The following is a 23,220-nucleotide window of genomic DNA, read 5'->3' as shown; positions in this document are numbered from 1 at the left end:
GCTGAGACGCCCACGCGCCGGCATCAGGGGCGCGGGGCGGGCCTCAGCCGAGCGGGGTCAGCCAGTGGCGGTAGCGGGGGTCGCGGCCGTGGACGACGTCGTCGTAGGCGTCGGACAGCTTGGCGGTCACCGGGCCGCGGCCGTTCAGCGCGCGGTTGTCCACCGAGTCGACGTGCACGATCCCGGCGGCGGTGCCGCACAGGAACACCTCGTCGGCCGTGTAGAGGTCGGAGCGCAGCAGGTCCCGCCTGGCCACCGGGACGCCGAGGTCGGCGGCGAGCCGTTCGACGGTGTCCTGGGTGATGCCGTCCAGCGCGCCCGCGCTGGGCGGCGGCGTGGCCAGGCGGCCGTCGCGCACGACGAACAGGTTGGCGCCCGTGCACTCGCTGACGTACCCGGCGGCGTTGAGCAGCACCGCCTCGTCGTATCCGGCGTCCAGCGCCTCGCTCTTGGCCAGCACCGAGTTGAGGTACGGGCCCGTGGCCTTGGCCGCGGTCGGCACCACCGCCTGGTCGTTGCGCCGCCAGGAGCTGGTCATGAGGCGCACCCCCTGCTCCAGCAGCGGGGCCCACTCCCACGTCGCGATCGACACCACGGTCGGGGCGCTCCTGGCCGCGATGCCCATCTCGCCGTAGCCCCGGTGCGCGAGGTGACGGATGTAGCAGGCGGGATGCCCGTTGGCCGCCACGGTCTTCAGCGTGGCGGCGCGCAGCTCGTCCGTCGTGTACCGCAGCGGCAGCCCGATGATCCGGGCGCTGTGGTGGAGGCGGGTCAGGTGGTCGTCCAGCCGGAACACCGCGGGCCCCTGCGCCGTCTCGTACGCCCGGGTGCCTTCCAGGACGGCGGTGCCGTAGTGGAGGGCGTGGGTGAGGACGTGCACCCGCGCCTCGGCCCAGGGGACCAGCGCGCCGTCCATCCAGATGTGCGCGGCTTCGTTCACGTGCTCCTCCAAGTGGCGCAGGTATTTTCTGAAATATGGGCCATTATGACGATTAACGGCACAGTATCGGAAGGAAGACGTGGGTTCGAGGGGGTGCCGGGATAATGACCGGGTGAGGACAGAGGCGGAGCGCTTCACGGTGCTGCTGCGCGACAGGCTGCGAGCGCGCGGGACGGGACAGCCCGGCCGCCGGCTCGCCGCGGCGGTGCGGGACCTGGCCGAGGCCGGGGCGCTGCCGCCCGGCGCGCGCCTGCCCTCCGAGCGGGAGCTCGCCCCCGCGGTGGGGATGAGCCGGGGCACGGTCGCGGCCGCGTACCGGTCGCTGGTGCTGGCGGGGCTCTGCGAGCGGCGCACCGGCAGCGGGACGTACGTGGTGGACCACCGGCCGCAGGAGGGCGGCTGGGGGTTCGGCCACCTGATGCGCGCCGATCCCCTCGTCATCGACCTGTCCAAGTCGGTGGTGGCCGATCCGTCATTCCTGCGGCTTCCCGCGTTCGACCCCGCCGAGCTGCTGCACGCGCCCCACCAGCACGGCTACGACGCCATGGGCGACCCCCGCCTGCGCGCGGGCCTGCGGGAACGGGCCGGCGACAACTTCATGATCACGAGCGGGGCGCAGCACGGCATCGACCTCGCGCTCCGGTGCGCCGTCCGGCAGGGGGACGTCGTCCTGGTCGAGGAGACGACGTACCCCGGCGCGCTCGCCGTCGTCCGGCGGTGCGGCGCGCAGCCCGTACCGGTGCCGTGCGACGAGGACGGGCCGAGCCCCGGCGCCTTCCGCGACGCCGTCGACCGGCATCGCCCCGCGTGCGCCTTTCTCATGGGCGTGCACAGCCCCACCGGCCGGGTGACCCCGGCGCAACGGGTGGCGGAGCTGGCGGGCATCGCCCGGGCGGCCGACGTCCTCCTCGTCGAGGACCGGGCGCTGGCCGAGGTGGTGCACACCGGCGACGCCCCGCTCCCCTACGCCACCGGCCACCCCGACGGCACGATCACCGTCGGGTCCCTGTCGAAGACGTTGTGGGGCGGGTTGCGCATCGGCTGGGTCAGCGCCCCGGCCCCGTTGCTCTCGCGGCTCGCCGAGCTGAAGGTGGAGAACGACCTGGCCACCAGTGTCGTCGGCCAGCGCATGGCCGCCGTCCTGCTGGAACAGGCGGCCGGCGACCAGTGGCGGCAGGAGCTCCGCCGGCGGCGCGATCATCTGAGCCGGGCGCTGCGCCGGGACCTGCCGTCATGGCGCTGGCGGACGCCCGACGGCGGGCTGTCCCTGTGGGTCCGCGTGCCGGGCGCCGACGCCGAACGATTCGCCCACCTGGCCCAGGCGTACGGCGTCGCCGTCGCGCCCGGGACGCTGTTCTCCCCGGACGGACGGCACCGGGAGCACCTCCGGCTGAGTTTCGCGCTCGCGCCCGAGCTGCTCGATCAGGCGGTGACCGCTCTCGCCGCCGCCTGGCAGGCCCGGCACTCCGCCTCCGGGGAGGGCGACGACCGCATCGGCGTCACCGTGTAGCGCCTGGAGCCGAAAGCCCTGCGTCAACCATTGGTTGACGACAGCTGGGCGTCAACTTAGAGTTGACGTATGTACTCCCTGAGGTGGCCGCGCCACGCGTTCGTCGTCCTCATCATTGCGGGCCTGGTCGCCACCGCCCTCTGGTGAGCCCCGGGGCGGGTGGGGCTCGCCTCGGGTCAGGACACGTAGAGCCGCAGGTGCTCCGCCGTCAGGGAGGTACCCGTGGCGACCAGCTCGGACGGGGTGCCGGCGAAGACGACCCGGCCGCCGTCGTGGCCCGCCCCCGGCCCCAGGTCGATGATCCAGTCGGCGTGCGCCATGACGGCCTGGTGGTGCTCGATGACGATGACCGTGTTGCCGTCGTCCACCAGCCGGTCCAGCAGCCCGAGCAACTGGTCGACGTCGGCGAGGTGCAGGCCGGTGGTGGGCTCGTCCAGGACGTACGTCGTGCCGTTGCGCGCCATGTTGACCGCCAGCTTGAGCCGCTGCCGCTCGCCGCCCGACAGGGTGGTGAGCGGCTGGCCGAGCGCGAGGTAGCCGAGGCCGACGGCGGCGAGCCGGTCGAGGACGGCCCGCGCCTGACCGGAGCCGAAGAACTCCCGCGCCTCCGCCACCGGCATGGCCAGCACCTCGCTGATGGTGCGCCCCCGCAGCCGGTACGTCAGCACCTCGGGCGTGAAGCGCCGCCCCTCGCACTCCTCGCACACCGACGCCACCTCGGCCATCATCGCCAGGTCGGTGTAGACGAGCCCGATGCCCTTGCAGGCCGGGCACGCGCCCTCGGAGTTGGCGCTGAACAGGCTCGCCTTCACCCCGTTGGCCTTGGCGAACGCCGCCCGCACCGGGTCGAGCAGGCCGGTGTAGGTGGCCGGGTTGCTGCGGCGCGACCCGCGGATCGGCGACTGGTCGGCGACCACGACGCCCTCGCGCCCCGCGACGTACCCGTGGATGAGCGAGCTCTTGCCCGAGCCGGCGACGCCGGTCACGACCGTGAGCACGCCGAGCGGGATGTCGGCGCTGACGTCCCGCAGGTTGTGCAGGGTGGCGCCGCGCACGGCGAGGTGGCCGGTGGGACGGCGGACGTCCTCGCGGATCTTGGCCCGGTGGTCGAGGTAGCGGCCGGTGAGGGTGCCGGAGGCGCGCAGCCCGGCCAGGTCGCCGGTGTAGCAGAGCCGGCCGCCCTGGGTGCCGGCGCCGGGGCCGAGGTCCACCACGTGGTCGGCGATGGCGATGGTCTCCGGCTTGTGCTCGACGACGAGCACCGTGTTGCCCTTGTCGCGCAGCCGCAGCAGCAGGCCGTTCATGCGCTGGATGTCGTGGGGGTGCAGCCCGGCGGTCGGCTCGTCGAAGACGTAGGTGACGTCGCTGAGGCTGGAGGTGAGGTGGCGCACCATCTTGACGCGCTGGGACTCGCCGCCGGACAGGGTGGAGGACTCCCGGTCGAGGCTGAGGTAGCCGAGGCCGATCTCGACGAGCGAGTCGAGCGTCTCCAGCAGGGTGTCGAGGAGCGGCTTGACCGAGGCGTCCCCGATCCCGCGGACGAACGCGGCGAGCTCGTCGATCTGCATGGCCGAGCAGTCGGTGATGCTGCGGCCGGCGACGAGGCTGGAGCGGGCCGTCTCGTTGAGGCGGGTGCCGCCGCAGGCGCCGCACGGGGCGAGCTTGACCGCCCGGTCGGCGAAGGCGCGCGCCGCCGGCTGCATCGACTCGCGCTCCTTGGCCAGGTAGAGCCGCCGGACCTTGGTGACGAGCCCTTCGTAGGTGAACGTGCCGGAGCCCATCCTGATCTTGGTGGCGGGCTTGTGGAGGAAGTCCTCCCACTGCTCGGGGGTGTAGTCGCGCAGCCTGGCTGCGGGGTCGTACAGGCCGGAGTTCGCCATGAGCTGCCAGTACCACGTGTCCTTGGCGAAGCCCGGCACCTTGATCGCCCCGTCGTTCAGGGACAGGTCGCGGTCCACCAGCTCGTCCACGTCGATCTCGGACGCCTTGCCGATTCCCTCGCAGGCCGGGCACATGCCCTCGGCCCGGTTGAAGCTGAAGGCGAAGGGCGGCCCGGCGTGCGGGACGCCGAGGCGGCTGAACATGATCCGCAGCATGGTGTGGCAGTCGGTGGCGGTGCCGACGGTGGAGCGGACATTGGCGCCCATCCGCTCCTGGTCCACGATGATCGCCGCGCTGAGGTTGCGCAGCGCGTCGACGTCCGGCCGGGCCTGGGAGGGCATGAAGTTCTGCACGAACGCGGTGTAGGTCTCGTTGATGAGCCGGCGCGACTCCGCCGCGATGGTGTCGAAGACGAGCGAGGACTTGCCGGAGCCCGAGACGCCGGTGAAGACGGTCAGACGCCGTTTGGGGATGTCGAGCGAGACACCCGCCAGGTTGTTCTCCCGGGCGCCGCGCACCTGGATGACGTCGTGGCTGTCGGCGGCCTGCGTGCTGAGGAGGGGGGAATGCATGGCTTCAAGTGTGTCATTGAAGCACCGTTTGAGACTTCGGCCGCGATCAGCCCTCGGCAGCAGGAGGGACGCGCGGCCGACCTTCAAAACCGCGTCACGGCCTGAGGCGGGTGAGCGCGTCGGGGCCGAGGCGGGCGGCCAGGGCCTCCAGCAGGGCCGTGACCTCGGCGACCGCGGCGGCGTCGGCGCCGCCCAGCGCGGCGGCCAGCGCGTCCTCGATGGACGCCGAGCGCGCCGCGGCGACGCGCTCGGAGATCCGCGGCGCGTGCCTGATCACGGTCCTGCGCCGGTCGCGGGCGTCGGGCTCGGTGACCACGGCGCCCGCCTCGCGCAGGCGGGCCACGGCGGCCGACACGGCGCTCTGCGGCAGCCCGGTGCGGGCGACGATCTCGCCGACCGAGGTCTCCGGATGGCCGCGGACGTCGCTCACGACGATGAGGACGGTGCGCACGCTCGTCGTCTGGGGGCCGATGCCCTCGGTCGGCATGGCCTCCTCGCCGATCTTCATGAGCGTCCGCCCCAGCAGGAACAGGTCCACCGCGTTCATGCCGCCACAATACATCAGAACAGATGCATCTTATTTGATGCATCGGTCACATCGGCTTCGCCCCACCCGTCATGCCGGTGAGCGAATCCGTGAGTGGAGGATGTGACCGATGAACGACCACGATTTCCTGGCCGGCCGGTTCGAGGAGCACCGCGCGCGCCTGCGGGCGGTGGCCTACCGGATGCTCGGCTCCCTGAGCGAGGCCGACGACGCCGTCCAGGAGGCGTGGCTGCGGCTGAGCCGTTCCGGCGCCGACGGCGTGGACAACCTGGCCGGCTGGCTGACCACGGTCGTCGGCCGGATCTGCATCGACATGCTGCGCTCGCGGCAGGCGCGGCGCGAGGACGGGGTGGGCGTGCACCTGCCGGACCCGGTGGTGAGCCTCGCCGACGGCGGCGATCCCGAGCACGAGGCACTGGTGGCCGACTCGGTGGGGCTGGCGCTGCTGGTCGTGCTGCAGTCGCTGGCGCCGGCCGAGCGGCTGGCGTTCGTGCTGCACGACATGTTCGGCGTGCCGTTCGAGGAGATCGGCCCGCTGGTGGAGCGCACGCCGGCGGCGGCCAGGAAGCTCGCCAGCCGGGCGCGCCGCCGCGTGCGGGGCACCGCGCCGCGGCCCGACCCCGACCTGGCGCGCCAGCGGCGGGTGGTGGAGGCGTTCCAGGCGGCGGCGCGCGACGGGGACTTCGAGGCGCTGGTCGCGGTGCTCCACCCGGACGTCGTGGCGCGCGCCGACCTGGGCGCGCCGGGCGGCGTCACCGAGGTGCGGGGCGCTGCGAACGTCGCCAAGGGGGCGCTGATCTACCGGCGGCCGGGCCAGACCGGTCGGCACGTGCTGGTCAACGGCTCGGCGGGATTCGTCAACCTGGTGGACGGCCGCGCCGTGTCGCTGCACAGCTTCACGATCGTCGGCGGCCTCGTCACCGCCATCGACGTCCTCGCCGACCCCGAGCGTCTGGAGGCCCTCGACCTGGCGGGCCTGATCGGCTGAGCCTGCGGGGAGGGGGCCGCGTTCAGGGCGCGGTCGTCCGCGCGTCCTGGGGCGGGTCGATGCCGAGCTGCTCGGCCCCGACCACCACGATCCTGGGCTTCGGCATCGATTCCTCCCCCACGTCGCTGGCCGGGCCGCCACGGGTCCAATCCCGCCTTTGCCGGATCCGGGGCGGCCGTTGGCCCTTCCGGGGACCCGGGCCGCCGCCGGAGGGGGTGGCGGCGGGCGGCCACGGCGGCGGGGGCCTAGGCTGGGGACATCGGTCTGTGTTTCCGCAGGTCGAGAGGCGCGAGGAGGCGCCCACGGGGGCACGGCCGGTGGAGCAGGCATGGCCATGGTGTGCGAGTCCACGTTCGTCGGCCGCCGGCACGAGGTGGCCGCGGCCCGCAAGGCGCTGGCGCGGGCGCGGCTGCTCACGCTGACCGGCACGGGCGGCGTCGGCAAGAGCCGCCTGGCGCTGCGGGTGGCCGACGCGCTGCGCGGCGCGTACCGCGACGGCGTCGAGGTCGTCGAGCTGGCCACGCTGGAGGCCGGCGAGCTGCTGGCGGCCAGCGTCGCGACCGACCTGGGGCTGCGCGACGGCGAGTCCGACCCCATGACGCTGCTGGTCGACCACCTGGCCGAGCGGCGGATGCTGCTCGTGCTCGACAACTGCGAGCACCTGCTGGAGGAGTGCGCCCGGTTCGTGTCCCGGCTGCTGCGCGAGGCGCCGAAGCTGCGGGTCCTCGCCACGAGCCGGCAACGGCTCGGCGTGTACGGCGAGCAGGTGCTCACCGTGCAGTCGCTGCCGGTTCCCGACCCGGGGCTGCCGCCGCACGTCATCGCCCGGCACGACGCCGTGCGGCTGTTCGCCGACCGCGCGGCCGGCGCGTCGCGCGGCTTCGAGCTGACCCGGGAGAACGCGGCGGACGTCGCGTGGCTGGCGCGGCGCCTCGACGGGCTGCCCCTGGCGATCGAGCTGGCGGCGGCCCGGCTGCGCGCGGTGTCGCTGGAGCGGCTGGTGAGCGAGCTGGACGACCCCCTCGGCGACGGGGACCTCACGTCGGGGACGCCGCCGCCTCCGCTGCCGCCCCGGCAGCGGACGCTGGGCGCGACCATGGAGTGGAGCTACCGGCTGTGCTCGCCGGGCGAGCAGCGGCTCTGGGCCCGGCTGGCGATGTTCCCCGGAGGGGCCGGGCTGGAGACGGCCGAGACCGTGTGCTCCGGCGGCGAGGTGGACCCGGCCGAGGTGCTCGACCTGGTCGCCGGGCTGGTGGACAAGTCGATCCTGCTCGGCGAGCGGGCCGAGGGCGGCGTCAGGTACCGCATGCTCGACACCATCCGCGCCTACGGCTACGACCGGCTGACCGGCGAGGAGGAACGGGAGCTGCGCGAGCGCTTCATCGCCTGCCACCACGACCTCGTGGTCCGCAACCGGATCCACGAGACGGTCCCCGAGCAGCTCGAACGCTACCGGCTGCTGCGCCGGGAGCTGCCCAACGTGCGCGCCGCGATCGAGCTGTGCCTGGGCGGGGCGGGGCCGCCCGCCGTGGGGCTGGAGATGGCCGCGGAGCTGTGGTCGTTCTGGCTGCTGTCCGGGGCGGCGACCGAGGGCCGGTACTGGCTGGAACGCGGCCTGGAACGCGTGCCCGCGCCGGGCCGGGGCCGGGCGACGGCGCTGTGGGTGTACAGCATGCTGGCGCTGCGCCAGGGCGACCCCGCCGCGGCGGCGCCCCGGCTGGCGGAGTGCCGCGCCCTGAGCCGGCGCGAGGACCTCGCCGACGTGCTGCCGTACGCCGTGCGGACCTCCGGAGTGGCCGCGTACTCCACCGGCGAGCCCGAGCGCGGGCTCGCCCTGCTGGAGGAGGCGCTGGCCCTGCACCGGTCCGCGGCCGACCTCGACGGGGTGGTGTTCAGCCTGTACTACGCGGCGGCGTACGGCGCGAGCCAGAACCCGCGGCTGGCGGCGGCGTACGGCGAGGAGATGCTGGAGCTGTGCGAGGCGCACCGGGCGCCCGTGACCCGCGGGTACGCCCAGCTCGTGCTCGGCATCGCGCTGTGGAACCTCGGCGACCTGCGCCGGGCCGAGACGCTCGTGGGCGAGGCGGCCGGCTTCACCTGCGACATCGACGACAAGTGGTGCCTGACGCAGTGCGTGGAGGTGCTGGCGTGGGCGGCCGGCGCCCACGGCGACCACGAGCGGGCCGCCGGCCTGCTGGGCGCCGCGCACGCCCTCTGGCAGGCCGTGGACGCCTCGCCGAACCGGCTGTCGTACCACGCGCCGTGGCACGAGCAGTGCGCGGCGCGGGCCCGCCGGGCGCTCGGCGTCCGGGCGTACGAGGCGGCCTTCCGCGAGGGCGTCCGGCTGGGCCTCGACCCGCGGCTGCTCGCGGACCCGCGCCGGGCCGGCTCCGCGCTGGTCCGGGAGGGCACGGGACGGCCGAGATGACCGCGGGGGCCACGACGCGCCGGGCCGAGGGGAACCTGCCGGCCGAGCTGACCAGCTTCGTGGGACGCCGCCAGGAGCTGGCCGAGGCCAGGCGGCTGCTGTCGGCCGGTCGGCTGCTGACGCTGACCGGGGTGGGCGGGGTCGGCAAGACGAGGCTGGCGCTGCGGCTGGCCGCGGAGGTGGCGCGCGGCCATCCCCACGGGGTGTGGCTGGCCGACCTCGCGCCCCTGGCGGCCGGGGAGCTGCTCGCGGGGACGGTGGCGCAGACCATCGGGTGCCACCGGCACGATCTGGAGGGGCTGCGCGAGCACCTGCGCGGCAGGCGGATGCTGCTGGTGCTCGACAACTGCGAGCACCTGGTGCCGGCGTGCGCCGCCCTGGTGACCGAGCTGCTCGCCGCCGCGGCCGGTCTGCGGATCGTCGCGACCAGCCGGCAGCCGCTGCACGTGCCGGGCGAGAGCCTGCTGGAGGTCCCGCCGCTGGCGGTGCCGGCCGAGCCCGGGGCTGAACTCGGGCCGGGGGCCGGGGCGGGCTCGGGGCCGGGGGCAAGGTCCGCCTCGGGGGCCGCCGGGCTGGTGCCCGCCCAGCCGGACCCCGCGTCCCGCCCGGGGCCTGACCCCGTGTCCCGCCCAGGGCCTGACCCGGCGTCCCGCCCGGGGCCCGGCCGGGTGGCGGGTGCGGGCCGGGAGCTGCCCCTGGAGGTGGGCTCGGAGGCGGTCAGCCTGTTCGCCGACCGGGTGGCGGCCGTGGTGCCGGGCTTCACGGTCGACGCGGGCAACAGCGTGGCGGTGACCCGGCTGTGCCGGCGGCTCGACGGGATCCCGCTGGCCATCGAGCTGGCGGCGGTGCGGATGCGGGCGCTGTCGGTCGAGCAGATCCTCGACCGGATCGACGACCGGTTCCGGCTGCTCACGCAGGGCGTGCGGGTGGCGATGCCGCGCCAGCGGACGCTGCGCGCGCTGGTCGACTGGAGCTACGACCTGTGCTCGCCCGAGGAGCGCGCCCTGTGGCGGCGGCTGTCGGTCTTCTCCGGCGGCTGGGACCCGGAGGCGGCGGCCGAGGTGTGCCACTCGGCCGACCTGCCCCGGGAGGCCGTGCCGGAGGTCCTGGACGCGCTGGTCGACAAGTCGGTCGTGCGGCGCGGGGAGGACGGATGGGGCGTCCGGTACGAGATGCTGGAGACGCTGCGCCAGTACGGCGAGGAGCGGCTGGCCGAGGCGGGCGGGCGGGCGGAGCTGCGGGCGCGCCACCGCGACTGGTGCCGTGAGCTGGCCGCGAGGGCCGAGGACGAGTGGTTCGGCGCGAACCAGATGCAGTGGCTGGGCCGGCTGCGCAAGGAGCAGGCGAACGTGCGGGCCGCGCTGGAGTTCTGCCTGAGCGAGCCGGGCGAGGCGTGGGCCGCGCTGGAGATCGGCGCCGCGATGTGGAGCCACCGGCTGTCCTGGACGTCACCGAGCGAGGGACACCACTGGCTGGAACGCGCCCTGGCGGCCCCCTCGGCGCCGGGCTCGGCGCGGGCCAAGGCGCTCTGGGTGGACGCCTGGCTCGTGCTGCTGCGGGGCGACGCGGCCGCCGCGCGGCCCCTGCTGGAGGAGTGCCGGGCGCTGTCGGAGCGGCTCGGCGACGAGGCCCAGCTCGCGGGGGCGGTGCACATCTCCGGGTTCGCGGCGCTGCTGGCGGGCGACTTCCCGCGCGCCTTCGCCCTGCTGGAGGAGGCGCTGGCGCGGCGCCGGGCGCTGGGCTGCCGGGGGCACGCCTGGGTCACGCTGCTCCAGCTCGCGATGACCGCCGTGTTCATGGACGACCCGCGCGCGCCGGGCCTGTGCGAGGAGGCCCTGGAGACCGCCAGGCGCGAGCGGGCCGAGTGGTCGGTGTCGTACGGGCTGTGGATCGTGGCCCTGGACCGGTGGCGGCGGGGCGACGCGGAGGCGGCCGTCTCCATGATGCGCGACGCGATCCGGGTGAAGGTGCGCTGCCACGACCACCTCGGGCTCGCCCAGTGCCTGGAGGGGCTGGCCTGGATCCTGGCCGGACAGGGCAGGCGGGCGCGCGCCGCAGAGCTGCTCGGCGCGGCCCACATGGTGTGGCGGTCGATCGGGACGTCGCTGTCGGGCCTCGGCCATCTGGCCCGCTTCCACGACCGGTGCGAGGAGGGGCTGCGGCGCGACCTGGGCGACGAGCGGTTCGCCGCGGGCTTCCTGCGCGGCTCGGAGCTCACGCTGGACGCCGCCGCGGCGTACGCGCTGGAGGAGAGCCCGGCGCCCGACGCCGGGGACGCCGAGCAGGAGCCGGGGGTCGCCGCGCTGCTCACCCGCAGGGAGCGGGAGATCGCCGAGCTGGTGGCGCGGGGGCTGAGCAACCGGCAGATCGCCGAGGAGCTGGTGATCGCGCAGCGCACCGCCGAGAACCACGTGGAGAACATCCTGCGCAAGCTCGGCTTCACCTCGCGCGCGCAGATCATCCGCGCCTGGAGCCCGCGTCAAGCCGGCTGACACGCCTTTGACCTTCAGTTCTGTACGATGAACGGAGCATCGGACGGGCCGCTGCAGGGCGTCCGCGCGGCGCGGCCTGAGCCGCGTGGCCGCCGCATCGTGCCCGCCCGCCGGGCGATCGAGCCCCGCGGAGGGGCCTGTGCACGACCACGCCAGCCACGATCTCGGCAGGGGCCGTCCCGGCAGGGCCGGGCCGGAGCCGCTGGTCCGTGTCCGCGGGGTGCGCAAACGGTTCGGCGGCACCCCCGCCCTCGACGGCGTCGACCTCGACCTGGCCCGCGGCAGCGTGCTGGCGCTGGTGGGGCGGAACGGCGCGGGCAAGTCCACCCTGATCAGGATCCTGGCGGGCGTCCACCGCGCCGACGCCGGGGAGGTGGCGGTCGCGGGGCACCCGCTCGGCGGGCGGGAGGCGGCCGGGCGGATGTCGTTCGTCCACCAGGACCCGGCGCTGGTCGACTGGATGAGCGTCGCCGAGAACGTCGCGCTCGGCGCCGGCTACCCGCTGCGCTGTGGCCTGATCTCGCGGCGGGCGGCGCGCCGGCGCTGCGCCGAGGCGCTCGACGCGGTCGGCGCGCGGATCGACCCCGGCGAGCGGGCCGGCGACCTCACCCGGGCCGAGCGGTCACTGGTCGCCGTGGCCCGCGCGCTGGCCCGCGACACCGAGGTGATCGTGCTGGACGAGCCGACCGCGAGCCTGGGGGAGGCCGACCGGGCGCGGCTGTTCGCGGTGCTGCGGGAGCTGCGCGGGCGGGGGCGCGGCATCGTGTACGTGAGCCACCGGCTGGGCGAGGTACGCGAACTGGCGGACAGCGTCGCGGTGCTGCGCGACGGGCGCGTCGTCCGGCACGGGCCGCTCGACGACAGCGGCGGTCATGGCGGCGACCGTCACGGCGCCGGTGACGCCGGCGACCGTCACGGCGGCGGTAACCGGGCCGACGTTCACAGGAGCGGTCATGGCGGCGGTGCTGACGATGCCGGCGGTGATGGTGGCGGCGGGCGGGATGATCTGGTGCGCGCCATCGTCGGCGGCGAGCCGGCCGTCCATCGGCGCGGGCGGCGCCAGGCGGGCGAGGTCGTGCTGAGCGTGCGCGCCCTGCGCGCCGAGCCGGCCGGTCCGGTGAGCTTCGACCTGCGGGCCGGTGAGGCGGTCGGCCTGACGGGGCCGGCCGGGGCGGGACACGTCGCCGTGGGGCGGGCGCTGGCCGGCGCGCGGCCCGCGGAGGGCGGCCGGGTCCTGCTGGACGGGCGGCCCTTCCGGCCGCGCTCGGCGCCGGAGGCGGTCGCGGCGGGGGTCGGGATGGTCGCGGGCGACCGGATGGAGGAGGGCGCCGCGCCTAGCCTCAGCGTCCGGGAGAACGTGCTGGCCAATCCCCGGCTGCGCGGCGGCTCGCCGCTGACCTGGCTGGGGCCGCGCCGGGAGCGGGAGCGGGCCGCCGCGCTGCTGGCGCGCCTCGGCGTGCGGCCCGCCGGCACCGAGCTGCCGTTCACGGCCCTGTCGGGCGGCAACCAGCAGAAGGCGCTGGTCGGGCGCTGGCTGGGGACCGGGCGGCGGGTGCTGGTCCTGGAGGAGCCGACGGCGGGGGTGGACGTCGCCGCCCGCCCGCAGATCTACCGGCTCCTCGACGCCGCCCTCCGCGACGGCCTGGCGGTCGTGCTGGTCTCGGCCGACGCCGAGGAGATCGCGCACGTCTGCGACCGCGCGCTCGTCCTCGCGGACGGCTCGGTGACCGCCGAGCTGACCGGGGATGCCCTGACGGTCAGCGGGATCACCCGCGCCGTCACGGGGGCGGGCCGCTGATGGCCGCCGGGGGCCGCGCCCGCCCGCGCCGCTCCGCGCCGGGTCGCCTCGTCGGCGCCTACGGGCTGCTGGCGCTGGCGGTCCTGCTGTTCGCGGTCTTCTCGCTGGCGCTGCCCGCGACCTTCCCGACGGCCGCCAACCTGCGGCTGGTCCTGTCCACGAACGCGGTCGTCGCGGTCCTCGCGCTGGGGGCGATGGTCCCGATCGTCACGGGTAAGTTCGACCTGTCCATCGGGTACGGGCTCGGCCTGGGGCACGTCGTGACGCTGGAGCTGATCGTGACCGACGGCTGGCCGTGGCCGCCGGCCTGCCTCGGCGTCCTGGTGGGCGGGGCGGTGGCGGGGGTGGTCAACGGGCTGCTCGTGGAGTTCGCCCGGATCGACTCGTTCATCGCCACCCTCGGCACCGGCAGCGTGCTGTACGCGATCACGGGATGGGTGACCGGGGGCGCCCGCGTCGTGCCGGGGCCGGAGGGGCTGCCCGTCGCGTTCACGAACCTGACCGACGCGACGGTGCTGGGCCTGCCGCTGCCCGCGCTGTACGTCGCGGCGCTGACGGCCGTGCTGTGGGTGGCGCTCGAACGGCTTCCCCTCGGCCGCTACCTGTACGTCATCGGCTCCAACCCGCGCGCCGCCGAACTGGTCGGCATCCCCACCCGCCGCTACGTGTGCGCCGCGTTCACCGTCTCGGGGCTGGTCACGGGCTTCGCGGGCGTCCTGCTGGCCGCCCAGAACCAGATCGGCAACCCGAGCGTCGGCCTGGACTACCTGCTGCCCGCGTTCACCGCCGCCCTGCTCGGGTCGTCCGTGATCAGGCCCGGCCGGCCGAACCCGCTGGGCACGGTGGTCGCGGTGGGCGTCCTCGCGGTCGGCCTGTCCGGGCTCGGGCAGCTCGGCGCGGACTTCTGGGTGACGCCGCTGTTCAACGGGCTGACGCTGCTCGCGGCGGTCGGCCTGGTCGGCTGGTCGGCCCGGCGCCGGATGCGCGCCCGCCCCCCGGCTGCCGAGCCCGCGCCCGCTCCCCCGTCCGCGTCCCTTCCACCGGCCCCTCCTCCCTCATCCGCGGACGCACGTCCGGATCCGCCGGCCGGCACGGTGTGGGAGGCGGCGGCGGGCGAGCGTCCCGACCGGGAGCGCCGGGACCAGCCGTGATCCGCGCCCGGCTCTCCGGCGCCGCGGCGGCGCTGGCGCTCGCCGCCGCGCTGACCTGCGGCTGCGCGCCCGGCTCCCCCTCCGACCCCGCGCCCGGCTCCCCCTCCGACCCCGCGCCCGGCGGGCCGCCGCGCCCCTGTCCCGCCGTGCTGGCGGAGGCCCGGCGGGCCGTCGGCCTGGCTCAGCGCGCCACTCCGTGGGACGGGCCCAGGACCGGCCCCCGGGCCGTGCCCGGCAGGAGCGTCGTGTACGTGGCCGCCACCATGACGAACCCCGGCGTCGCCGGGGCCGCCTCCGCCGTCACCGCGGCGGCCCGCGGGATCGGCTGGGACGTCCGGGTGATCGACGGCCAGGGCACCCCGGCGGGCGTGCGCGCGGCCCTCGGCCAGGCCGTCGCGCTGCGCCCGTCCGGGATCGTGATCGGCGGGTTCGACCCGGGCTCCGTGGCCCAGCAGGTGCGCGAGGCGAACCGGGCGGGCATCACGCTGGTCGGCTGGCACGCCACCCGGGCTCCCGGTCCGAGCGCGGACCCGAAGCTGTTCGCCAACGTCACCACCCGGGTCGAGGACGTCGCCCGGATCGCCGCGTACTGGATCATCGCGAGGTCGGGCGGCGACGCGGGCGTCGTGCTGTTCACCGACTCGTCGATCCCGTTCGCCGAGCGCAAGGCCCGGCTGATCCAGCGGACGCTGCTCGGCTGCTCCGGCGTCAGGCTGCTCTCGTACGAGAACATCCCGCTGCCGGACGCGGGAACCCGCACCCCGCAGGAGGTGTCCTCGTTGCTGGCGCGCTTCGGCGAGCGGTGGACGTACTCGGCCGCCATCAACGACCTCTACTTCGCCGACGCCGCGCCCGCGCTGCGGGCCGCCGGGCTCCCGGGGGGCGGGGCACCGTACGCGATCGGCGCGGGCGACGGCGACCCGTCGGCGTTCGAGCGGGTCCGCACCCGCCAGTACCAGGCGGCGACGGTCCCCGAGCCGCTGAACGCGCAGGGCTACCAGCTCGTGGACGAGCTGAACCGGGCGTTCGCCGGGGCGCCGCCGAGCGGGTACGTGCCGCACGTCCACCTGACGACGACGGACAACGTGGACGGCGCCTCGTCCTGGGACCCGCCCGGCTACCGCGCCGCCTACGAGCGGATCTGGCGGCCCTGACCGCGGGGCGCGACCGTCAGGCGGTGGCGGCGCCGTCCAGGACGGGGATGAGCTGCTCCTCCTCGTACGTCAGGTGCCCCTCCAGTTCCTCCGTCAGCCGGTCCACCTCGGCCAGCACCGCGGCGGGCTCGGCGCCCTCGGCCGAGACGACCTCCCGCAGCCGGGCGACGAGCTCGGCGATCCGCCGGTGCTCCTCGCCGAGCCGCTCGATGACCGGCGCCAGCTCGGGACGCCGCCCGGCCAGCGACGGGAACATCCCCGAGTCCTCCATCACGTGGTGGTGGTGCAGGTTGCCGCAGACGCTGAGGCAGTTGACCCGGAGCTGCGTCCCGAGCCCGGGCCCGCCGGCGGCGATCTCCTGGCGGATCAGCCCCAGCTCGCGCCGGAACGCGTCGTGGACCGCCTTGAGCGTCTGGCCGAACGACGCGGCGGTGGGCGTGGGCATGACGCCCGGCACCTGCTCCAGGGCCACCACCGGCAGGGTGCGGCCCGAGCTGGACTCGTAGGCGGCCCAGCCGGGGTCGGTCTCGACGGCCCGCGCGAACGCCGCGTCGCGTTCGGCGCCCTCCAGGACGACGGCCTCCGCCTCGAAGGTGAAGACGCCGTTCTCCACCGTGACCCGCGGGTCGGCCAGGAGGTTGCGGTACCAGTGCGGGTGGCGCGGCGCGCCGCCGGCCGAGGCGATGACGAGGACCCGGTCGCCGTCGGGCAGGTAGGCGAGCGGCGTGGTGTGCGCGGCGCCGGTCCGGGCGCCGGTGGTGGTCAGGAGCAGCAGCCGCCCTCCCTCGAACGGGCCTCCGACCCGGCCGCCGTTCGCCCGGAACTCCTCGATGATCTGCTGGTTGAAATCGTTCGGCATGCTCTGCTTTCTTCGTCCGGAATCGTGCTCCCGCGAGCCCTGCGGCGGCATGACGGAGACCGCCTGGAGGCGTGCGGGAAAAAGGCCCATGGGGTCCGCGTCCGGGGGTGCTCACCGGCGGATCGCGGTGCGAAGGGAAGGGGGCGGGGCTCTCGCCCGCCCGCCGGTCACGCCCTGGCCGGGCGCCCGACTCGCTCATGGCCCATGGCCGACCCGGCAGTCACATCCGGCACCCTAACCTCACCGGCATGCCTCCGCAAACCTCGCGAATCCGACTTCTCGCCGCCGTTCCCACGGCGGCGAGAAGTCGGAATCACCGGCCCAGAAGGGCTTTCGTGCGGAGCGTCGGCCAACGGAGGCCAGGATTTTACGGATCCGAGGGTGACACCTGGGAGGCCAATATGGTGGCGTTGCGATGCACACGCGGCTTTTGTGGAGTCTGCGTCGGCCGATCCATCTGGAGGATGCGATGGAGTCGCTGAACGTCACCCTGGAAACCCAGCCAAGGCGCGCCGTCGCGCACCTGCGGGGGGAGATCGATCTCGCCACCGCCGAGCTTCTGAAGACCAGCCTCGACACCATGATCGAGGGGCCCTCCGTGTCCGTGCTCGAGCTCGACCTCAGCCAGGTGTCGTTCATCGACTGTTCCGGGCTGCGCGTGCTGCTGGCGGTCAAGCGATCGTTGCAGCGCAGGGGCGGGACCCTCAGCCTGGCCCACCTGTCCCCCTCGGCCGAGCGGCTCCTCGCGGCCGCCGGACTGGACGACCACCTCGTGCAGCGCGCCCGGGGCCGCGGCCCGCTCACGCCCGCCTGACGGCCTGATCTCGCCTGGCGCGCCGCAATGGGAGGTGCGAAAGCCGCCATTTCGGGGAGGTGATCGGCGCAACGACACGCCGACCTTCCCCGGGAGTGGCCCCAGTGACGAGTTCCAAGCCTGCGATCGCCGTCGGAGTCGAGGAGGAGTTCCACATCGTCGACTCCGGCACACGGCACCTGGTCTCCCGATCGGGTGCCCTGCTGGACAAGCTGCCGAAGGAGCGGTTCACGCAGGAACTGCAGCGATCGGCGGTGGAGGCCAACAGCAAGCCGTTCACGAGCCTGGAGGACCTGGCGCGCGATCTCGTGGCGCTGCGCGGCACCCTCACGGACGTCGCCGACGGGCTCGGCGTGGGCATCGTCGCGGCGGGCAGCGTGCCGCTGGGCGACGCGGACACCATGAAGGTCTCCCCCGACCCCCGCTACGAGCAGATGCTCGACGACTACCAGCTCCTGACCCGCGAGCAGCTCATCTGCGGCACGCAGGTGCACGCCGAGGTGGCCGACCGCGACCTGGCCGTGCTGGTCTCGCACCTGGTGACGCCGTGGCTGCCGCCGCTGCTCGCGCTGAGCTGCAGCTCGCCGTACTGGCTGGGCGCCGACACCGGGTACGCGAGCTACCGCACGATGGTGTGGCAGCGCTGGCCCACCTCGGGGCCGATGGGCCGCTACGGCTCCGCCGCCGACTACGAGCGCATGGTGGACGACCTGGTGCGGTCCGGGGTGATCAGCGACCCGGGGATGATCTACTTCGACGTGCGGCCGTCGGCGCACGTGCCCACGGTCGAGCTGCGGGTCTGCGACGCGTGCCCGCGCGTGGACGACATCGTGCTGATCGCCGGGCTGTTCCGGGCGCTGGTGGCACGCGAGCTGGAGCACGCCCGGCGGGACCCGGAGCGCGAGGTGCAGCTGGAGCCGGTGCGGGCGGCGGCGTGGCAGGCGGCCCGCTCCGGCCTGGAGGGCGAGCTGGTGGACCCGCGCGAGGGCACCCCGGCGCCGGCCGGAGAGGTGGTGCTGCGGCTGGTGGACGACCTGCGGCCGTACCTGGAGGAGGCGGGCGACTGGGACCTCGTGTCGGGCCTGGCGCGCGAGGCGCTGGCGCGCGGCAGCTCGGCCGAGCGCCAGCGCCGGGTCCTCGACCGGCGGGGGCGGATGGAGGACGTCGTGGACTTCCTCGTGGCGGAGACGCGGGCCGGCACGGCTGCGCTGAAGGCGGGCGCCTGACCGCCTCCGCGACCGGCCCCCGGCCGCCGTCCCGCGCCGGGGACGGCCGCCCGTCGGCGCACGACCCCTCAGCGCACGACGCGGCAGACCAGGGCGTCGGACGCGCCGCGTGAGGCGCTCATGACGACGTCGGTCGTCAGGTACTTGCAGGCGAGGTACGGATCGCCGGACCCCGCGTACTGGAGGGCTCCGCCCATGCCGCCGGCGTAGCAGCGCAGCCCTCCGGGCTCGTAGAAGCCGATCCAGGAGGACGAGCTGACCCGCGCGTGGCAGTAGTCGCCGATGGACGTCGGGCCGAACGTGACGTCCACGACGGCCGCCTGGGCGGGCGTGGCGGTGACGAGGGCGGCGGTGAAGGCGGTGGCGAGGGCGGCGGTGGCGAGGGTCAGGCCGCGGCGGACCATGGGCGCTCCTGGGAGTGGGGGGCAACTCCCCGGAGTATCTTTTAGGAAACTTTACTGTGCAAGAGGCGCGTGGCCGGGGGTGGTGAGGACGGGCGGGCCGGCGGCGCCCCCGGTCGGGGCGGCGGCGGTCAGGGCGTCCTCGACCGTGGCGTGCACGGGCACCAGGGCGTCGGCGTGGAGAAGCCGGACGAGCCTCAGCGGGCCGGGCGGCAGCGCCGCCAGGCGGGCGACGCCGCCGTCGCGCCGGACGTCGTCCCCCACCGCCAGCAGGGCCCGCAGGCCGTGGCACGAGAGGAACGTGGTCGCGGCCAGGTCGACGACCAGGTGCAGGCCGGGACGGCGGACGCGACCGGCGAAGGCACCGAAGCGGGCGGCGGTGAGGAGGTCGAGCTCGCCGCCCACCTCGAGGAGGATCACGCCGGGCAGACGCCGACGCCGGAGGGTGAGGGTTTCCATGGGTCCTTGGTCCTTCCGAGGGTCGTGACCGGCTCCAAGGGTCGGGGGGCTCTCATCATGCGGTCACGACGATGAGAAGCCGATGAGAAGGAGCCCGCCGGGTCACCGGTGAACGGCGAGGCTGATGGTGACGGTACGGCTGCTCGGCGCTGAACAGGGGGACGGATGGTGACGACCGCGCGGGTCAGCGGTGAACGGGGAGACGAATGGTGACGACCGCGCCGCCGAGCGGGAGCCCGTTGCGTATGGTCATCGTGCCCCCGTGGGCGGCTACGACGGCGCGGGCGATCGGCAGGCCGAGCCCCGCCCCGGACCGGCCCCGCGTGCGGGCGTCGTCGCCGCGCGTGAAGCGCTCCATCGCCGACTCCAGCAGCCCGGGCGCGAAGCCCGGCCCGTCGTCGGCGAACTCCACCACGTGCCACTCGCGGCCCGCGCCCACCCGCACGCTCAGCGTCGTGGCCCCGGCCGCCGCGCTGTTGGCCATCAGGTTGGCCGCCACCTGGCGGAACCGGTCGGCGTCGGCCGACACCACCAGCGGGTCGCCCGTGACCTCCACGCGCAGCCCCAGCAGCGGCCGGAGCGTGTCCGCCTCCGCGCGGACCACGGCCGGCACGTCCACCGGCTCGGCGGGTGCGGGGAGTGAGCCGGCGCGGGCGAGCCGCAGCAGGTTCTCGGCCAGCCGCGACAACCGCTCGGTCTCCCCGAGCGCCCCGCGCAGCGACCTTTCCACCTCGCCGAGCCGGTCATGGGGTACGCCCGGCCCGGCATCCCGCCCACCCCTCGCCCGAAGATCTACGGCGGTGTCGCCGCCGTCACGGCGGCCACAGGCCGCGCGGGCGTCGGACAGGGCCGACAGGGCCAGCTCGATCTCGCCGCGCAGCACCGCGATGGGCGTGCGCAGCTCGTGGCTCGCGTCGTCCACGAACGCCCGCTCATGGTCGAACGCCACCCGCAGCCGGGCGAGCATCCCGTCGAGGGTGCGGGCGAGCCGGGCGATCTCGTCGTCCCCGGGCACGCTCGGCATCCGCCGTCCGTTCTCCAGGGACGAGATGGCCGCCGCCTCCCGGGTCAGCGTGTCCACGGGCCGCAGCGCCGCCCGTACGACGGCCCAGGCGGCGGCCGAGACGAGCAGGACGAGCGGCGGCACGGCCAGCGCGAGGGCCGCGAGCAGCCGGTCGCGGGCGTGCTGGAGCGGGGCCGCCCGGATTCCCACGGCCAGGACCCGCCCGTCGGCCAGGCGCCGCGCCAGCACGCGGACCTCCTCGGGCTCACCGCCCCGCCGCCCGGGCAGCGACGCCTCGGTGAACAGCTCGGCCCGCAGGGCGCGTACCCGCGCCGGCGCCAGGAGCCGCCCGCCGTCCAGGACGGGCGACGCGGCGACCGGCCGCCCGCCGGAGTCGTAGAGCTGGGCCATGGGGTCGAGGGGGACGACGTCCGGCGCGCCGGCGCTCACGGCGGCGGCCACGTCACCGGCGCGGCGGCCCAGGTCGGCGTCGAACGCGGCCCGAAGCTGCCGGTCGAGCACCGTGTACAGCAGGCCCAGGCAGAGCACGAGCGCGACGGAGGCGCCGACCGCGGTCACCAGCACCAGCCGGACACGGAGCGAACGCGGTACCAGCCGCACGGCCCCACCTCCGGATCCCTGCCATCCTCTCACGCGCCATCCAGGCGCCCACGCCCCGCCGCTCCAGCCCGCAACGCCTCCTCCACCCGCCCCCGCCCGGAGGAGGGGTGCGTTCTAGGGTGGCCGCATGAGGGTGCTCGTCGTCGAGGACGACGCCGCCATGGCCGACGTGCTGGCGCGTGGCCTGCGGCGGGAGAGCTACGCCGTCGACGTGGCCACCAGCGGCGAGGACGCCCTGTGGAGCGTCATGGAGCACGACTACGACGCCGTGGTGCTCGACGCGATGATCCCCCCGCCCGACGGCTACGAGGTGTGCCGGCGGATGCGGGAGCGGGGCCGGTGGGCGCCGGTCATCATGCTGACCGCCCGCGACACCGTCAACGACCGGGTGCGCGGCCTCGACGCGGGCGCCGACGACTACCTGACGAAGCCGTTCGCGCTGGCCGAGCTGTACGCGCGGCTGCGCGCCCTGACCCGCCGCGACCAGGTGCGCCGCCCCGCCGTGCTGCGGGCCGGCGACCTCACCCTCGACCCGGGCACGAGGACGGTCCGGCGGGGCGAGACCGAGATCCACCTGTCGGCCAAGGAGTTCGCGCTGCTGCACGAGCTGATGCGGCGGCCCGACGAGATCCTCAGTCGCTCGTACCTCATCGAGCACGTCTGGGACTTCGCCTACGACGGCGGCTCGAACGTCGTCGACGTGTACGTGCGTTACCTGCGCGAGAAGGTGGACCGGCCGTTCGGCCGCGACACGATCCAGACCGTTCGCGGCGCGGGGTACCGCCTGTCCCCCGGCCGCTGACCCCGCCCTCTCATCGTCGTCTCATCGGCGGCGACGCACAGTGGGGCGGTCCGGGCCGTCCGGCAGAAGACGGGAGACGGGAGTGAGGTGGCGCGCCGTGGGAGCGTCGTGGGAAGAGGGGACGGTGTCGGAGGAGCCGGCCGCCGGGGGTGGAACCGGCCCGGCCGTGGAGATCTCCGGCCTGCGGTACGCGTTCGGCGCCAGGACCGCCGTGGACGGGATCGACCTGCGGGTGGCGGCGGGTCAGGTGTTCGGGCTGCTCGGGCCGAACGGCGCGGGCAAGACCACCACGATCCGGCTCATCGTCACGCTGCTGCCCTGCCCGCCCGGCTCGGTGCGGGTCTTCGGCCTCGACGCGGCGCGCGAGCGCATGGCCGTGCGCAGGCGCATCGGGTACGTGCCGCAGCAGCTCTCGGCGGACGGCGCGCTGACCGGGCGGCAGAACGTCGCCCTGTTCGCCCGCCTGTACGGCGTCCTGGACCCGGTGGCGCGGGCCGTCGTGTGGGAGCGGATCGGCGCGCTGCGCGCAGAGACCGGCATGACCGTGCTGGTCACCACCCACTACATGGACGAGGCCGAGCAGCACTGCGACCGGGTGGCGCTGATGAGTCTCGGCCGGATCCGGGCGCTCGGCGTGCCCGCCGAGCTGACGGCCGGGCTGGGGCCGGAGGCGTCACTGGAGGACGTCTTCCGGGTGTGCGCCGGCGACTCCCTGAGCTTCCTCGACGCCGCGGGAGGTGACGCGCGTGACATCAGAAGCACCCGCCGCACGGCGAGCCGGCTCGGCTGAGCGCATCCCCTGGCGCCTCGGCGCCGGGCCGGTGTGGGCGTTGTGCCTGGTCGAGCTGCAGAAGGTACGCCACGACCGCGCGGAGCTGCTGACCCGGGCGATCCAGCCGGCGCTGTGGCTGCTGGTGTTCGGGGTGACGTTCACCCGCATCCACGCCATACCGACGGGCGACCTGCCGTACCTCGACTACCTGGCGCCCGGCATCCTGGCCCAGTCGGCGCTGTTCATCGCGATCTTCTACGGCATCCAGATCATCTGGGAGCGGGACGCGGGCGTGCTGGCCAAGCTGCTGGTCACGCCGGCGCCCCGGGTGGCGCTGGTGACGGGCAAGGCGTTCGCGGCGGGGGTGCGGGCGGTGGTCCAGGGCGTCGTCATCCTGGCGCTGGCGGCCGTGCTGGGCGTCTCCCTCACCGCGAACCCGCTGCGCATCGGCGCCACGTTCGTCGTCCTGGTGCTGGGCGCGGGGTTCTTCTCCTGCCTGTCCATCGTGATCGCCGGGCTGGTGCTGAGCCGCGAACGGGTCATGGGCATCGGGCAGGCGCTGACGATGCCGCTGTTCTTCGCGTCGAACGCGCTCTACCCGGTGGCGCTGATGCCGGCCTGGCTGCAGGCCGTCAACCGGGTGAACCCCCTCGGCTACGAGGTGGACGCGCTGCGCGGCCTCCTGCTCGGCACTCCCGCCCATCTGGCGCTGGACGTGGCGGTGCTGGTGGTGGCGCTGGCCGCGGGCGTGACGGTCGCCGCCGCGCTGCTGCCCCGCCTCACCCGCTGACCGCCCGTACCG

General features: G+C 75.1%; 19 protein-coding genes. 12 read left to right on the top strand and 7 right to left on the bottom strand.

Features of this window, described 5'->3' with window-relative positions:
- Positions 1 to 43: 43 nt before the first annotated feature.
- Positions 44 to 940, bottom strand: coding sequence for a branched-chain amino acid transaminase (locus HD595_RS35965; protein ID WP_253777004.1), 897 nt, complete (start codon positions 938 to 940; stop codon positions 44 to 46).
- 112 nt (positions 941 to 1,052) lie between these two features.
- Between HD595_RS35965 and HD595_RS35960 the strand changes: the two genes are divergently transcribed.
- The gene (locus tag HD595_RS35960; RefSeq protein WP_253777001.1) at positions 1,053 to 2,450 is read left to right on the top strand and encodes an aminotransferase-like domain-containing protein; all 1,398 of its coding nucleotides are present in this window, start codon (positions 1,053 to 1,055) and stop codon (positions 2,448 to 2,450) included.
- Positions 2,451 to 2,626: 176 nt separating this feature from the next.
- Here HD595_RS35960 and HD595_RS35955 read toward each other — a convergent pair whose 3' ends face one another.
- Together HD595_RS35955 and HD595_RS35950 are read right to left on the bottom strand one after the other, a co-directional pair.
- Entirely contained in the window at positions 2,627 to 4,903 is a 2,277-nt protein-coding gene (locus tag HD595_RS35955) for an ATP-binding cassette domain-containing protein (RefSeq protein WP_253776999.1), read from the bottom strand.
- A gap of 94 nt (positions 4,904 to 4,997) precedes the next feature.
- The gene (locus tag HD595_RS35950) at positions 4,998 to 5,450 is read right to left on the bottom strand and encodes a MarR family transcriptional regulator (RefSeq protein WP_253776998.1); all 453 of its coding nucleotides are present in this window, start codon (positions 5,448 to 5,450) and stop codon (positions 4,998 to 5,000) included.
- Between the two features lie 109 nt (positions 5,451 to 5,559).
- On the opposite strand from HD595_RS35950, the gene HD595_RS35945 reads away from it, so the two are divergent.
- From HD595_RS35945 to HD595_RS35920, 6 genes are all read left to right on the top strand, one after another.
- Positions 5,560 to 6,438, top strand: a complete 879-nt coding sequence (locus HD595_RS35945) for a sigma-70 family RNA polymerase sigma factor (RefSeq protein WP_253776996.1) — start codon at positions 5,560 to 5,562, stop codon at positions 6,436 to 6,438.
- A 328-nt stretch (positions 6,439 to 6,766) separates the two neighbouring features.
- On the top strand, positions 6,767 to 8,866 hold the full coding sequence (locus HD595_RS35940; RefSeq protein WP_253776994.1) for an ATP-binding protein: 2,100 nt from the start codon (positions 6,767 to 6,769) through the stop codon (positions 8,864 to 8,866).
- Positions 8,863 to 11,358 carry an ATP-binding protein gene (locus tag HD595_RS35935; RefSeq protein WP_253776992.1) on the top strand — a complete coding sequence of 832 codons (2,496 nt, stop codon included), beginning with the start codon at positions 8,863 to 8,865 and terminating at the stop codon, positions 11,356 to 11,358. Before HD595_RS35940 ends, HD595_RS35935 begins: the two co-directional genes overlap by 4 nt.
- 139 nt (positions 11,359 to 11,497) lie before the next feature.
- Complete coding sequence (locus HD595_RS35930) at positions 11,498 to 13,156, top strand: sugar ABC transporter ATP-binding protein (protein WP_253776990.1); 1,659 nt, start codon at positions 11,498 to 11,500, stop codon at positions 13,154 to 13,156.
- On the top strand, positions 13,156 to 14,307 hold the full coding sequence (locus HD595_RS35925) for an ABC transporter permease (RefSeq protein WP_253776987.1): 1,152 nt from the start codon (positions 13,156 to 13,158) through the stop codon (positions 14,305 to 14,307). Before HD595_RS35930 ends, HD595_RS35925 begins: the two co-directional genes overlap by 1 nt.
- Positions 14,304 to 15,461, top strand: coding sequence for a substrate-binding domain-containing protein (locus HD595_RS35920; protein ID WP_253776984.1), 1,158 nt, complete (start codon positions 14,304 to 14,306; stop codon positions 15,459 to 15,461). The genes HD595_RS35925 and HD595_RS35920 overlap by 4 nt, the downstream gene beginning before the upstream one ends.
- 16 nt (positions 15,462 to 15,477) lie before the next feature.
- Here the strand turns inward: HD595_RS35920 and HD595_RS35915 are convergent, their stop codons facing one another.
- Positions 15,478 to 16,320: a nitroreductase/quinone reductase family protein gene (locus HD595_RS35915; protein WP_253776982.1), complete on the bottom strand. Its 843-nt coding sequence runs from the start codon at positions 16,318 to 16,320 to the stop codon at positions 15,478 to 15,480.
- 469 nt (positions 16,321 to 16,789) lie between these two features.
- On the opposite strand from HD595_RS35915, the gene HD595_RS35910 reads away from it, so the two are divergent.
- Both HD595_RS35910 and HD595_RS35905 read left to right on the top strand, forming a co-directional pair.
- Entirely contained in the window at positions 16,790 to 17,134 is a 345-nt protein-coding gene (locus tag HD595_RS35910) for an STAS domain-containing protein (protein ID WP_253776979.1), read from the top strand.
- A gap of 104 nt (positions 17,135 to 17,238) precedes the next feature.
- Positions 17,239 to 18,360, top strand: coding sequence for a carboxylate-amine ligase (locus HD595_RS35905; protein WP_253776977.1), 1,122 nt, complete (start codon positions 17,239 to 17,241; stop codon positions 18,358 to 18,360).
- Between the two features lie 68 nt (positions 18,361 to 18,428).
- Here HD595_RS35905 and HD595_RS35900 read toward each other — a convergent pair whose 3' ends face one another.
- The 3 genes from HD595_RS35900 to HD595_RS35890 all read right to left on the bottom strand — a co-directional run bounded on the left by HD595_RS35900 (position 18,429) and on the right by HD595_RS35890 (position 20,844).
- Complete coding sequence (locus HD595_RS35900; protein ID WP_253776975.1) at positions 18,429 to 18,764, bottom strand: hypothetical protein; 336 nt, start codon at positions 18,762 to 18,764, stop codon at positions 18,429 to 18,431.
- 51 nt (positions 18,765 to 18,815) lie between these two features.
- Positions 18,816 to 19,220: an STAS domain-containing protein gene (locus HD595_RS35895; protein WP_253776973.1), complete on the bottom strand. Its 405-nt coding sequence runs from the start codon at positions 19,218 to 19,220 to the stop codon at positions 18,816 to 18,818.
- Between the two features lie 184 nt (positions 19,221 to 19,404).
- Positions 19,405 to 20,844 carry a sensor histidine kinase gene (locus HD595_RS35890; protein ID WP_253776971.1) on the bottom strand — a complete coding sequence of 480 codons (1,440 nt, stop codon included), beginning with the start codon at positions 20,842 to 20,844 and terminating at the stop codon, positions 19,405 to 19,407.
- Between the two features lie 127 nt (positions 20,845 to 20,971).
- Here HD595_RS35890 and HD595_RS35885 point away from each other — a divergent pair, with 127 nt between their 5' ends.
- From HD595_RS35885 to HD595_RS35875, 3 genes are all read left to right on the top strand, one after another.
- Positions 20,972 to 21,646, top strand: a complete 675-nt coding sequence (locus HD595_RS35885) for a response regulator transcription factor (protein ID WP_253776969.1) — start codon at positions 20,972 to 20,974, stop codon at positions 21,644 to 21,646.
- Between the two features lie 97 nt (positions 21,647 to 21,743).
- On the top strand, positions 21,744 to 22,436 hold the full coding sequence (locus HD595_RS35880; RefSeq protein ID WP_308211301.1) for an ABC transporter ATP-binding protein: 693 nt from the start codon (positions 21,744 to 21,746) through the stop codon (positions 22,434 to 22,436).
- Complete coding sequence (locus tag HD595_RS35875; RefSeq protein WP_253776967.1) at positions 22,393 to 23,208, top strand: ABC transporter permease; 816 nt, start codon at positions 22,393 to 22,395, stop codon at positions 23,206 to 23,208. The genes HD595_RS35880 and HD595_RS35875 overlap by 44 nt, the downstream gene beginning before the upstream one ends.
- The last annotated feature ends 12 nt before the right edge of the window (positions 23,209 to 23,220 follow it).

Source organism: Nonomuraea roseoviolacea subsp. carminata (assembly GCF_024172185.1).
In the GTDB taxonomy this organism is placed as follows: domain Bacteria; phylum Actinomycetota; class Actinomycetes; order Streptosporangiales; family Streptosporangiaceae; genus Nonomuraea; species Nonomuraea roseoviolacea.
Note: the sequence above shows the minus strand (reverse complement) of the source record. Positions and strands in the feature narration are given on the sequence as shown.